11 protein-coding genes are annotated in these 12,303 nt (G+C 52.2%); 8 read left to right on the top strand and 3 right to left on the bottom strand.

What is annotated here, in order from left to right:
* Window positions 1–84: 84 nt before the first annotated feature.
* A complete protein-coding gene (gene nfuA, locus K7H08_RS00555; protein WP_038484241.1) occupies window positions 85–696 on the bottom strand; it encodes a Fe-S biogenesis protein NfuA in 612 nt (203 codons plus the stop codon).
* Between the two features lie 286 nt (window positions 697–982).
* On the opposite strand from nfuA, the gene metH reads away from it, so the two are divergent.
* From metH to K7H08_RS00535, 4 genes are all read left to right on the top strand, one after another.
* Window positions 983–4,678: a methionine synthase gene (gene metH, locus K7H08_RS00550; protein ID WP_231656931.1), complete on the top strand. Its 3,696-nt coding sequence runs from the start codon at window positions 983–985 to the stop codon at window positions 4,676–4,678.
* Entirely contained in the window at window positions 4,678–5,994 is a 1,317-nt protein-coding gene (locus K7H08_RS00545; protein WP_231656930.1) for an MATE family efflux transporter, read from the top strand. The genes metH and K7H08_RS00545 overlap by 1 nt, the downstream gene beginning before the upstream one ends.
* Window positions 5,995–6,132: 138 nt before the next feature.
* The gene (locus K7H08_RS00540; protein ID WP_231656929.1) at window positions 6,133–7,791 is read left to right on the top strand and encodes a nitrite/sulfite reductase; all 1,659 of its coding nucleotides are present in this window, start codon (window positions 6,133–6,135) and stop codon (window positions 7,789–7,791) included.
* Entirely contained in the window at window positions 7,778–8,323 is a 546-nt protein-coding gene (locus K7H08_RS00535) for a DUF934 domain-containing protein (protein WP_231656928.1), read from the top strand. The genes K7H08_RS00540 and K7H08_RS00535 overlap by 14 nt, the downstream gene beginning before the upstream one ends.
* A gap of 109 nt (window positions 8,324–8,432) precedes the next feature.
* Here the strand turns inward: K7H08_RS00535 and smrA are convergent, their stop codons facing one another.
* Window positions 8,433–9,023 (bottom strand): DNA endonuclease SmrA, encoded by a 591-nt coding sequence (smrA, locus tag K7H08_RS00530; protein ID WP_038484225.1) that lies wholly within the window; start codon window positions 9,021–9,023, stop codon window positions 8,433–8,435.
* Between the two features lie 121 nt (window positions 9,024–9,144).
* Here smrA and K7H08_RS00525 point away from each other — a divergent pair, with 121 nt between their 5' ends.
* Genes K7H08_RS00525 through K7H08_RS00515 form a run of 3 tightly spaced genes read left to right on the top strand, consistent with a single transcriptional unit; the run spans window position 9,145 to window position 10,678 of the window.
* Window positions 9,145–9,615, top strand: a complete 471-nt coding sequence (locus K7H08_RS00525) for a gamma-glutamylcyclotransferase family protein (protein WP_231656927.1) — start codon at window positions 9,145–9,147, stop codon at window positions 9,613–9,615.
* A 47-nt stretch (window positions 9,616–9,662) separates the two neighbouring features.
* The gene (gene wrbA, locus K7H08_RS00520; protein WP_089038368.1) at window positions 9,663–10,289 is read left to right on the top strand and encodes an NAD(P)H:quinone oxidoreductase; all 627 of its coding nucleotides are present in this window, start codon (window positions 9,663–9,665) and stop codon (window positions 10,287–10,289) included.
* On the top strand, window positions 10,286–10,678 hold the full coding sequence (locus K7H08_RS00515) for a DUF2069 domain-containing protein (protein WP_095602928.1): 393 nt from the start codon (window positions 10,286–10,288) through the stop codon (window positions 10,676–10,678). The genes wrbA and K7H08_RS00515 overlap by 4 nt, the downstream gene beginning before the upstream one ends.
* Before the next feature lie 30 nt (window positions 10,679–10,708).
* On the opposite strand, the gene K7H08_RS00510 is transcribed toward K7H08_RS00515, so the two are convergent.
* Window positions 10,709–11,401, bottom strand: a complete 693-nt coding sequence (locus K7H08_RS00510) for a cytochrome b/b6 domain-containing protein (RefSeq protein ID WP_231656926.1) — start codon at window positions 11,399–11,401, stop codon at window positions 10,709–10,711.
* Between the two features lie 237 nt (window positions 11,402–11,638).
* Between K7H08_RS00510 and pdxH the strand changes: the two genes are divergently transcribed.
* Window positions 11,639–12,283, top strand: coding sequence for a pyridoxamine 5'-phosphate oxidase (gene pdxH, locus K7H08_RS00505; RefSeq protein WP_038484211.1), 645 nt, complete (start codon window positions 11,639–11,641; stop codon window positions 12,281–12,283).
* The last annotated feature ends 20 nt before the right edge of the window (window positions 12,284–12,303 follow it).

Genomic DNA, 12,303 nt, shown 5'->3' with positions numbered 1-12,303 from the left:
TACTCACAACCTACCACTCATAAAAAAAGCCCAGCAGATTTCTGCTGAGCTTTTCGAAGCGAACACGGTGCCACCAACAGCGCGTTAGCGGTAGTAAGCGTTCGTTGTATCCGTGTGATCAGTCACGTCACGGATACCCGCTAACTCAGGAATCCGCTCCATCAGCGTTTTCTCAACGCCATCTTTAAGCGTTAAATCTACCGCTGCACAACCTTGGCAGCCGCCACCAAAAGCAAGGATCGCCACCTTGTCTTCGGTCAGCTCTACCAGTTTGATTTCACCACCGTGGGCCGCCAGTCCTGGGTTAATCTCACTGTAAAGCGTGTAGTTGATGCGGTCTTCCAGCGGGCTGTCCGCGTTAACTTTAGGCATTTTCGCGTTAGGAGCCTTGATGGTTAACTGGCCGCCCATACGATCCGCGTTAAAATCAACAACCGCCTCGTCTAAAAACGCCAAACTGTTTTTATCGAGAAATACGTTAATTTTTTCAAGCTCAAGCTTAACGTCAGTGGGTTCTTCTTCACCTGGACGGCAATAGGCTAAACATGTTTCCGCGTAAGGCGTGCCGGGTTGGGTGATAAAAATACGCACAGCAATGCCTTCAACATTCTGCTTTTCCAACAGTTCAGCAAGATATTCCTGAGCACTGTCAGTAATATCAATACCTTGGGTATCAGTTTCGATAGTCGCGGTCATAAGGGATGTTATCCTCCCGTGGTTGTGGCTTGGCCACATCACATGTCATTTATAACTATTTCATTAACGCCTATGGTAAGCAAAACTGCTCGCCAGCACAATCCCGACTATTTTAGTAGGCTATTGCCTATGTATATGAGCGCGACTCATTAAGATACTGCAATAACTTCACGCCCTTACTTGCTGCCCTATGGTGTGCCCTTTGTTATGATAGGCGCCGCTCACACTATGACGACGACTATAAAAAATATCCTTTCGACTGAGACGCTGGAGATTCCCCCCTGCCATGGCTGCTAGTGATTTGACTGCTTCCCTCACCCAACGCCTTTCCCAACGTATCCTGATTTTGGACGGCGGCATGGGCACCATGTTGCAGAACGCCGAACTCAGCGAGGACGATTTCCGTAGTGACCGCTTTCGTGACTGGCCCTCGGATCTTAAAGGTAATAATGACCTATTAGCACTTACCTGTCCGGACTTAGTGGCACGTATTCACCGCGACTATCTAGAAGCTGGCGCGGATATTATCGAAACCAATACGTTTAATAGCACACGTCTTTCTCAGTCAGACTATGGCATGGAAGATTTGGTGCCTGAGCTAAATCGTGAGTCGGCACGTTTGGCGCGTAATGTCTGTGACGCCGTGGCTGCTGAAACGAATATCCCGCGGTATGTCGCTGGGGTACTTGGGCCAACCTCACGCACCGCGTCTCTGTCGCCAGATGTCAACGACCCTTCTAAGCGCAATGTCACCTTCGACGAGCTTCGCGAGAACTATTACGAAGCTGCTAGTGCGTTAATCGAAGGCGGTGCCGATCTTATTATGATCGAGACTATCTTTGACACACTTAATGCCAAAGCCGCTATTTATGCGCTTGAAGAGTTGTTTGATGACCTGAACACGCGGCTGCCGGTGATGATTTCCGGCACCATTACCGATGCCTCAGGTCGCACGCTTTCTGGTCAAACCACCGAGGCATTCTGGAACTCTGTTCGCCACGCCCAGCCGCTCTCGGTTGGCTTGAACTGTGCTCTAGGTGCGGAAGAGCTGCGCCCTTACATCGAAGAGCTTTCCACTAAAGCCGATACCTTTGTTTCTGCGCACCCCAATGCGGGTCTACCCAATGAGTTTGGTGAGTATGACCAAACCCCAGAGGAAATGGCGGCCATTGTCAGCGAGTTCGCAGAAAGTGGACTGGTCAATATTATTGGGGGTTGCTGTGGCTCAACCCCTGAGCATATTCGTGCCATCGCTGAGGCAGTCAGCTCGATGGCGCCCCGCAAGGTTGCAAAGCGTAGTCATGCGTGCCGTCTGTCTGGCTTAGAGCCCTTCAACATTGAAGCCGACGCGCTGTTTGTCAATGTCGGTGAGCGCACTAACGTGACCGGCTCGGCACGCTTTAAGCGGCTGATCGTCGAAGAAGACTTCACCACCGCGCTTGAAGTCGCCTTGGAGCAGGTCGAGAACGGCGCGCAAATTATCGACATCAACATGGACGAAGGCATGTTGGAGTCCCAGGAAGCGATGGTTCGTTTCCTGAATTTAATCGCTGGTGAACCCGACATCGCTCGCGTTCCGATCATGATCGACTCCTCCAAATGGGACATCATCGAAGCGGGCCTTAAGTGCGTTCAAGGCAAGGCGGTGGTTAACTCTATCTCGCTGAAAGAAGGCGAAGCCGCGTTTCGCGAGCAAGCCACCAAGTGTCGCCGCTTTGGCGCCGCCATTGTGGTCATGGCGTTTGATGAAGAAGGCCAAGCAGATACCTTTGCGCGTAAAACCGAGATTTGTGAACGCGCCTACCGCTTACTAGTCGATGACATTGGTTTCCCGGCGGAAGATATTATTTTCGACCCTAATATCTTTGCTATCGCGACCGGCATAGATGAACACAATAACTACGCCGTCGATTTCATTGAGGCTACCCAGTGGATCCGTGAGCACCTGCCTCACGCGATGATCTCCGGTGGCGTATCGAACGTCTCGTTTTCATTTCGAGGCAATAACCCCGTTCGTGAAGCTATTCACTCGGTATTCCTTTATCACGCCATTCGTGCAGGCCTCAGCATGGGTATCGTCAATGCGGGCCAATTGGCGGTTTATGATGACTTACCCGCCGAGCTGCGTGATGCGGTAGAAGACGTCGTACTCAACCGCCGTAGCGATGGTACCGAGCGACTGCTTGACCTTGCCGACAAGTACAAAGGCGATGGCAGCGGTGCGGCCAAAAAAGAAGACCTGGAGTGGCGAAGTTGGCCGGTTAATAAGCGTATCGAGCATGCGTTGGTTAAAGGCGTAACTGCATATATAGAAGAGGACACCGAACAGGCTCGCGCCGAGGCCGCCAGGCCCATCGAGGTGATCGAAGGCCCGTTAATGGATGGTATGAACGTGGTTGGCGACCTGTTTGGTGCCGGCAAAATGTTCCTACCCCAGGTGGTTAAGTCGGCTCGCGTCATGAAGCAGGCGGTTGCCTACCTGATTCCCTATATCGAAGCGGAAAAAAGCGAAGAGACCAAGGCTAAAGGTAAGATCGTAATGGCCACGGTTAAAGGCGATGTTCACGATATCGGCAAAAACATTGTTGGCGTGGTGCTGCAGTGTAATAACTATGAAGTTATCGACCTTGGCGTGATGGTGCCCACCGAAAAAATTCTTCAGGCCGCTCAAGACCATAATGCTGACATCATTGGGCTTTCAGGACTGATTACCCCATCGCTTGATGAGATGGTGCATGTTGCTAAAGAAATGAAGCGTCGGGGCATGGATCTGCCGCTGCTCATTGGTGGTGCCACTACCTCCAAAGCCCATACAGCCGTAAAAATTGAGCCACAATACGATCACCCCGTGATTTATGTAACCGATGCCTCCCGGGCGGTCGGCGTTGCAGGCCGTTTACTGGCACCGAACCTTAAAGCCGCCTACGTTGCCGAGATTCGCGAAGAGTACGAAAAAGTGCGTGAGCGTAACGCCAAACGCCGCCCTAAAGCCGCAGACTTGGATTACACCCAAGCCCGTAAACGACGCTTTCGCACGGATTGGAACAGCTTTACTCCAGTTAAACCTCAGGTGTTGGGTCTCAAAACCTTCGACGACTACGATCTTGAAGAGCTGGTTGAACGCATCGATTGGACACCGTTCTTTATGAGCTGGCAGCTCGCTGGCAAGTACCCCAAAATCCTTGAAGATAAGGTAGTCGGCGAAGCTGCACGCAATTTGTTTGCAGATGCCAAAGTGATGCTGCGCAAGCTAATCGACGAAAAGCGTGTTCAGGCGCGCGGCGTCATTGGCCTGTGGCCCGCTAACAGCGTCGATGACGATGTCATTGAAGTCTATGCCGATGAAAGTCGCACCGAAGTAGTTGAGCGTTTGCACCACATTCGCCAGCAGACCACCAAAGGGCGTGACGGTATTTGCTACAGCCTTGCGGATTTTATTGCGCCTAAAGAGAGCGGCAAAGCCGACTGGATTGGTGGCTTTGCGGTTACCACAGGCCATGGGGTTGATGAACTTTCCAAAGCCTATGAAGCAGCTGGTGACGATTACAATGCCATCATGGTGCAAGCATTAACCGACCGTTTGGCAGAAGCGTTTGCCGAGCGCATGCACGAGCGCGTGCGCAAAGAGTTCTGGGGCTATGTGCCGGAAGAGACGCTGGATAATGACGCGCTAATTGCCGAGAAATATCAGGGTATCCGCCCTGCTCCCGGTTACCCAGCCTGCCCTGATCATACCGAAAAGGCCACGCTGTTCCGGCTGCTTGATGCGACAGAAAATACCGGCTTGGCACTGACCGAGAACTTCGCTATGTGGCCTGCGGCGGCGGTCTCTGGCTGGTACTTCGCCCACCCCCAGTCAAAATACTTCTCCACTGGAAAAATCACCCGGGATCAAGTGGAAGCGATTGCGCAACGCAAGCAGATGCCGTTAGTGGAAATGGAACGCTGGCTCTCTCCGGTACTCTCTTACGACCCTAGCTAATGTCAGCAGTGGGCCGCCGCCAAGGTAAGGTCATACGCTTAGCCTTACCTATCATGCTGGGCATGCTCTCACAGAGCATGCTCAACCTTATTGATGCTGCGCTGGTAGGCCATTTAGGCCAAGAGGCATTGGCAGGTGTTGGTATCGGCGGCTATGCCATGTTTATGATGACGGCATTGGTTTTTGGCCTCTCTTCCAGCGTCCAGTCGCAAACCTCTCAAGACCTGGGCGCAGAACACTTCCCGCTAACACGCTCACTTCACTCTGGCTTGCTGATCGCCGTTATGGTCGGTATTCCATTATCGTGTCTCGCGTGGTGGCAGGCTCCCCGGTTAATACAATTAATTACGCCAGCAGATGATGTGACGACCATTGCCGTGGAGTATTTCCGCTGGCGCGTTGTATCGTTAGCCGCGATTGCCTTAACACTTTGCTTTCGCGGTTACTGGAACGGCCGGCAGCACACGCACCTTTACCTGCGTATTATCGTCATTGTGCATGTGTTCAATGTGATCGCTAGTGCAGGATTAATTTATGGCATTGGTGGCCTTCCAGCGCTGGGTGCCAATGGTGCAGGTATTGGCACGACGCTTTCGCTACTGCTGGGACTGATTATTTGGGCTTACGTGACGTATAACGCCCACGCACTTACCCGACAGAAGCTGACATTGCGTTCATTACAGACCACACTATTTTTGGCTATCCCACACTCACTGCAACAAGTATGGTTTGCCGCCGGCTATGTGGTGCTGTTCTGGCTATTAGGTAGGATGGGCACGCAGAGTGTCGCTGTCGGCCATGTGCTAGTGAATCTATCGTTGCTACTTATTTTACCTGGAGTCGGGGTGGGTGTTGCGGCAATGAGCTTGGTCGGTGAAGCGTTAGGGCGCGATGATCAACAGGCAGCACACCGCTGGGGAATCGACGCATTAAGCGTCGCTGGTTTGCTGCTGACAGTGTTGGCACTCCCTATGCTGTTGTTCCCTGCAACTGTTCTGGCTATTTTTTTTGAAGATCACTCACTCATTCAGTTAGGCACTCTTCCCTTACAAATTACTGGCCTAATGATAGTGCTGGATGCTGCCGCACTGGTGCTGGCCCAAACGTTAATGGGCGCTGGCGCTCAGCGAACAGTGATGTTGCTTACTTTGAGCATGCAGTGGCTAGTGTTTCTGCCACTGGCTTGGTGGGTAGGCATTGAGTTGGAATATGGGCTACTCGGTGTATGGCTAGTGCAGCTTTTCTACCGTGCGCTCAATTCCAGCAGCTTCTTATGGGTGTGGCAGCGTCGACGCTGGCTAGCTCAAGAGCTATGACTTATAAATCCCAAATACCATTTAGCGATAAAAAGATAATTATATATTCTTTTGTAGAATATGACGCCCGCGTTAAGGTGACGGCACATTACCGTCCGTCTCGACGTGACCATTTCGCTTTTAGCAGGATCGTGCCACATGTACCGTTATGATATTCACGACCAAACGTTGGTTGACGAGCGCGTCGCTCAGTTTCGTGACCAAATGGACCGCTACCGCGCCGGGCGTTTGGGAGAAGAAGAGTTTCGCCCGCTGCGACTCCAAAACGGCCTGTATATTCAGAAGCATGCGCCAATGCTGCGAATCGCCATCCCCTACGGCATGCTGGCGGGCAAGCAGCTTCGCGCGTTAGCGGACATTACCCGCCGCTATGACCGTGGCTATGGCCACTTCACGACTCGGCAAAACTTGCAGCTGAACTGGCCCGCATTGGAAGACGTGCCCGATATTTTGGCTGACCTCGCCAAAGTACAAATGCACGCTATTCAAACCAGCGGCAACTGCATCCGCAATACCACCAGTGACCAGTTTGCCGGTATCGCGGGGGATGAAGTGGAAGACCCACGCCCTTGGTGTGAGCTAATTCGTCAGTGGTCAACCTTACATCCAGAGTTCGCCTACCTGCCGCGCAAATTTAAAATTGCTGTCAGCGGTGCCGCCCAAGATCGCGCAGCTATTCAAGTGCATGACATCGGCCTGCGGCTATGGCGTAACGAGGACGGCGACGTACGCATTAAAGTGCTAGCAGGTGGCGGCCTTGGCCGCACACCGATGATTGGCGACGTGGTGCGCGAAGACCTTCCCTGGCAGCATCTGTTAACGTATTTGGAAGCGTGTGTTCGCGTGTACAACCAATTTGGTCGCCGCGATAACAAGTTTAAAGCACGTATTAAAATACTCGTCAAAGCGCTCGGTATTGAAGAGTTTCGCCGCCGCGTTGACGAAGAGTGGGCGCATCTTAAAGATGGCCCGCAAACACTTAACCAAGCAGCGATTGATGCGGCCAAGATTCACTTCCCTGAACCAGAGCGCCGTCCGGTTGCTGAGAGCGCCATTGCCGATTTCGAACAGCTACGCAGCGAAAATCGTAGTTTGGCCCGCTTTGTGACGAATAACGTCACCGACCACAAGGTCCCTGGTTATAAAGCGGTGACCCTTTCACTTAAGCGCCGCGAACACGCGCCTGGTGATGTCACAGCGGATCAAATGGAAGCCGTCGCCGACCTGGCCGATCGCTATAGCTTCGGTGAAGTGCGCGTGACCCACGAGCAAAACCTAGTGCTGTCTGACGTTCCCGTCGATGAGCTAGAGGCGCTCTGGAAAGAGCTTGATGCACTGGGCATGGCCAATCCGACTGTAGGTACGCTGAACGATATTATCTGCTGCCCTGGCGGCGACTACTGTGGCTTGGCCAACGCGGTCTCGATTCCCATCGCTCAAGCACTGCAGGAGCGATTTGAAGATCTGGACTTCCTCTATGACCTCGGCCCACTGGATCTCAATATTTCAGGCTGCATGAACGCTTGCGGGCATCACCACGTTGGCCACATCGGCATCCTCGGCGTCGACAAAAAAGGCGAAGAGTACTACCAGATCTCGATTGGTGGTAACTCAACTGACGATGCCTCGTTAGGTAAAATCCTAGGGCCCTCTTTCTACCGCGAAGACGTGCCGGACGTTGTCGATAAGGTACTTCAAGTCTATGTGGCCGAACGTCACGCAGACGAGCGGTTCCTCGACACCTATCGCCGTATTGGCTTAAAACCCTTTAAGGAGCGTGTTTATGCCCAGCAATGACACTCAGACTGACGCGGTTGAGCTCACGCCAGTACATGTCGACCATCTGATCGCTGATGGTGAACTGGCAGCAGAGAATGCGTGGTGTGTGTCCTATGACGCAGACACGCTCCCTGAACAGCGTCCCGCCTTTGTGCCGCTGGCACTCTGGCAAGCGAACCAGGACGATGCCGAGCTAGCACCACTGCTTTCAAGTGATACCGAGTTAACCACGGAGCTTGGCCAGCAGCTAAGCAGTACCAGTGCGATTGCCATCGATTTCCCGGCATTTACGGATGGACGTGGCTACACGCTTGCTCGTTTGCTTCGCGAACGTTACGGCTATACCGGCGAAGTACGTGCAGTCGGTGATGTGTTGGTCGACCAGTTGGATTACATGCGCCGCTGTGGCTTTACCGCCATGGCTCTGCGTGATGATCAGCATCCAGACGACGCTATACGTGCGTTAAACATGTTTAGCGTTCGCTACCAAACCGATGTTGAGCAGCGCCAAGCATTGTTCGAACGCCGCCTGGCGGACACCAAGCAGTAACCGCAAACGGTATCGAGATAGAATTAGAAAGATAGAAGTAGAGATAGAAAGGGCAGTTCCTCGGCTGCCCTTTTGCTTGATAAACAATTACTTGATAAACAATGGCAGGCTATCCGCGACGTTTTTGCTGGCGCTCACGGTTGTTAGCTTTGGCACGGTCACTTTTACGTAGCATGACCCAGGTAGCACCAAGGCCACCCTCCGAAGGTTGCGCAGAAATATAAGCCTGCACTTCGTCGAACTGAGTAAGCCATTTAGCCAGGTAGGAACGCAGGACATTCGCAGGACTATCTATTTCTCGACCTCTCCCATGCACAATGAGCACAGAGCGAAGGTCGTGGAGGTAAGCTTCTTGAATAAACGGGAACAGCATTCTGCGGCACTCTGCCAACGGCCGTCGTAGCAGATGTAGTTGAGCCTGAACACTGTACCCACCATGCTTCAGTTTATCGACCACACCTTGCTGAATACCCTCACGGCGGTATTCAATCGGATCAAAGGGCGGCAACAAGTCGACAAAATCATCAGATAAGAAATTACGCTCTTCCAGACGCTGCTCAGCACTTTCACGACGAGCAAGCTGGGCCTCTGTAGGCCGCTGGCGCTGGGTACCTGTATCTGCGCGGTTATGCTTGGGTAACGGCTTTACATCGCCGACCAACGCACTGAAATCCATCTCATCACGAAGTGATTGATTCATAACAGGCTCCTCTGACAGGGTCTAATGCCCTTATCCTAGCAAACCCGCCGACATTGCTTAAGACTTGTTTTCATTAACATCTAACGCCACGCTGATAGCCAACATTATCAAAGGAGTGGGCATGGTTTGGTTAAAACGTTTGATCGCGTGTAGCGCAGCACTACTAATCGGTGCTGCAGGTTGGCTTTGGCTGACAATGCTGAGCCCGTGGTTTTACGAGCGCCCCTCCCACCTGCCAATCATTGAAGAACGAACCCACAGTGTCTTCGTCTATGGCACGCTGCGCTATCTCCCTGTGCGCTGGGTGGTGATGGGCAGTTCAGGCAACCCACAACCAGCACGTCTTGAAGGCTTCAAAAAACAGGGCCTGGACTTGACTCCCGATACCCATAGCCATGTAGAAGGGTTACGGTTAGAAGTCACTGCGGATCAGCTATTGCGCTTGGATCGTTATGAGCGCTTGGGTATTCGCTATGAGCGGGTCAAACAAACGCTAACGGACGGTTCAACCGCATGGGTTTATCTACGCCTGCCCACGCTTAGCCAATTGCTTAACTCATCTCCTGTACAATCGGTAGCTCTGGTACCATAAGCAGACAACGCAGTGCCCTCTTTACGTCGTTATTTCTAGGATACCTCATGAGTGATTCCACGCCGTTTGTTTTAATTCTTTACTATTCGCGCTCAGGAGCCACTGCGGATATGGCAAGGCAAATTGCAGCAGGTGTCGAAAGCATTACGGGGATTGAAGCGCGGTTGCGCACCGTTCCCCCTGTCTCTACAACCTGTGAAGCCGTTGATCCCGAAATTCCAGCAGAGGGAGCAGTTTATGCAGACCTCGAGGATTTGCGCCACTGCAGCGCGTTGGCATTGGGTAGCCCTACGCGTTTTGGCAATATGGCTGCGCCGCTTAAGTATTTTCTAGATACGACCAGTAGCCTATGGATGAATGGCGCGTTGATTGATAAACCTGCCTGTGCGTTCACATCCACTTCCAGCCTCCACGGTGGCCAGGAAAGCACGCTTCTCAGCATGCTAATTCCGTTACTGCATCACGGCATGGTCTACGCCGGCATCCCCTATAATGAAACCGCCCTGCTTAGCACCCAAACCGGTGGCACCCCCTACGGGGCTAGTCATGTTGCCGGTGCGCGAAGTGACCGCTCTGTCGACGAGCACGAGCGTGCACTGTGTCTTGCTCAAGGCAAGCGGTTGGCTAGGCTTGCGCGAGCGCTGCATAAAATGCGCCAGGAGGAAGCGGCATGAGGCAGTGGTTAGAAGGTCTCGAGACTCGCCATGGACTCGATAAGCTCACACAGCAAGCAAGGCAATTAGTACTCGTCAGCTTTGTCATTCTGCTGCTGCTAGTTATCTATCGTGGCTTTTTTATTCAGGGTGATACCTTTAACTGGCGTCCTGTAGTCGCATTTGTACTGCCACTCTTACTATTCCTACCCTCTATCATTGGTCAGCGAGCCAGAGGCCATGCTTGGTTAGCATTTGTCAGCCTCCTGTACTTTACTCAAGGCACTATGCTGGCAACCCTACCCGGCCAAGGGGTTCGCGGTGTGCTGGAAGCGGTTGTATCGCTGGCACTATTTACTGGCTGTATGGCGTACGCACGTTTTCGCAGTCGTCAACAGCGCCAGGAGTAAGCTTAGATAACGCTCTGTTTGCTAGAACTATCAGTAAGGATAAAACCACAACCAGCCACAAACGCCCGCCGCAACTAAAAAAGCACCTAGCGCAAACAGGCGGTGCTTAGTTCGGTGGGCAGGTTTTATATCAATCGGTTCACTGTTGAAATGTTTGATTCCCGTCACCATTGCAGCGACTAACTTTTCCCCCTGCAGAGCATGCACAATGATGCCCGCAACATGGATGCCTATCATGATAAGCAGCACATCACTATTGAGTGAATGCAAACTGGCTAGCTCGCCACTTATGTCTCGGCCCAGCAAACCGTAAAGTGGACCCTGGAAGAAGATATCGTCACTCAAAAACAGTCCACTCACTGCCTGAAAACTCAGTGAGAGCAACAAAAGGACCACCATCCAACCCCCCAGGGGGTTGTGGCTCGCGTAGCGGGGGGCACGTCGCTTCAGCAGCGCATTTGCATAAATTGCCGTATCTTTTGGACCATAGATAAACGCACTAAAGCGAGCATAGGCAGGACCTGAGACGCCCCATATCACGCGAAATATCAATAAACCAATAATGAGGTAGCCTGCTTGGGCATGAGCCTCAATCGGAAACAAAAACGGTGCGCCATTGGTTTTTGCGGTGTAAAACGAAATGATCACCGCTGCCAGCAGACACCAATGGAATAAGCGTACAAAGACGTCCCAAACGACCAGCTGTTTTCTTTCATTCTGCATTACGTTGCCCTTTATCTTCTATTCATACATTTTCTCATTTCTTCAATGTTTCTGATATAACGCATTACAGAGCACAGTCGACGCGTTATACAATCAAGCAACTTTGCATTACCCGTAACGCCATCAACTTCTCGGCTGGGCTTCTAAATAGAGCTTGTCAGCAAAGCTTAGAGACAGGGCTTGAGCTTTACCGAAAGACCAGCGACCATGAACAAAATTTAAAGGGAGCAGTATTCAATGACACGCAATATAGCTGATATTAGGCGCGATTATGAAGGTGGCCGCCTTGATGAAGCCCAAGCCCCCGACAATCCCTTTGTGCTGTTTGATGAGTGGTTTAGCCTAGCGCTGGAAACAGAAGGACAAGACGGTAACGCAATGACTCTTGCTACGGTAGACAGTCAGGGGCGCCCCCATGCCCGTGTCGTTCTGCTCAAGGGGTTTGACGAGCAAGGTATGGTGTTCTTTACCAACTACCATAGCCACAAAGGTAGCGAGCTGAGCAACGTACCTTTTGCCGCCATCACCTTTTGGTGGCCCTCGCTGTCACGGCAAGTTCGCATCGAAGGTCCCGTAGAACAAGTGGCACAAGAAGAGTCTGATGAATACTTCTCGAGTCGGCCACGTGGTAGCCAGTTGGGTGCCTGGATTGCTACCCAAAGCGTTGTGATCCCTGATCGCAATTGGATTGAAGAGCGGCAAAAACGCTTTGAACAAGCCTACGAAGGACAAGATATTCCGCGTCCGAATCACTGGGGCGGCTATCGAGTTAATCCTGAAATGATTGAGTTCTGGCAGGGGCAACCCAGTCGTCTTCACGACCGCCTACGCTTTGAACGGCGTGACGGCGGCGATTGGAGCCGCTTCCGCTTAGCTCCTTAATTAAGAAATCCATTAATTTA

The sequence above is a fragment of the Halomonas sp. IOP_6 genome, assembly GCF_021151565.1.
Classification (GTDB): Bacteria; Pseudomonadota; Gammaproteobacteria; order Pseudomonadales; family Halomonadaceae; genus Vreelandella; species Vreelandella alkaliphila.
This window is presented reverse-complemented; position numbering and strand designations above follow the sequence as displayed.

Excerpts from the sequence above, each read along its gene's own strand:
- nfuA (WP_038484241.1), bottom strand. The coding sequence starts at position 696 with ATGACCGCGACTATCGAAACTGATACCCAAGGTATTGATATTACTGAC.
- metH (WP_231656931.1), top strand. The coding sequence starts at position 983 with ATGGCTGCTAGTGATTTGACTGCTTCCCTCACCCAACGCCTTTCCCAA.
- smrA (WP_038484225.1), bottom strand. The coding sequence starts at position 9,023 with ATGAATCAATCACTTCGTGATGAGATGGATTTCAGTGCGTTGGTCGGC.
- K7H08_RS00525 (WP_231656927.1), top strand. The coding sequence starts at position 9,145 with ATGGTTTGGTTAAAACGTTTGATCGCGTGTAGCGCAGCACTACTAATC.
- K7H08_RS00540 (WP_231656929.1), top strand. The coding sequence starts at position 6,133 with ATGTACCGTTATGATATTCACGACCAAACGTTGGTTGACGAGCGCGTC.
- K7H08_RS00510 (WP_231656926.1), bottom strand. The coding sequence starts at position 11,401 with ATGCAGAATGAAAGAAAACAGCTGGTCGTTTGGGACGTCTTTGTACGC.
- K7H08_RS00535 (WP_231656928.1), top strand. The coding sequence starts at position 7,778 with ATGCCCAGCAATGACACTCAGACTGACGCGGTTGAGCTCACGCCAGTA.
- K7H08_RS00515 (WP_095602928.1), top strand. The coding sequence starts at position 10,286 with ATGAGGCAGTGGTTAGAAGGTCTCGAGACTCGCCATGGACTCGATAAG.
- K7H08_RS00545 (WP_231656930.1), top strand. The coding sequence starts at position 4,678 with ATGTCAGCAGTGGGCCGCCGCCAAGGTAAGGTCATACGCTTAGCCTTA.
- pdxH (WP_038484211.1), top strand. The coding sequence starts at position 11,639 with ATGACACGCAATATAGCTGATATTAGGCGCGATTATGAAGGTGGCCGC.
- wrbA (WP_089038368.1), top strand. The coding sequence starts at position 9,663 with ATGAGTGATTCCACGCCGTTTGTTTTAATTCTTTACTATTCGCGCTCA.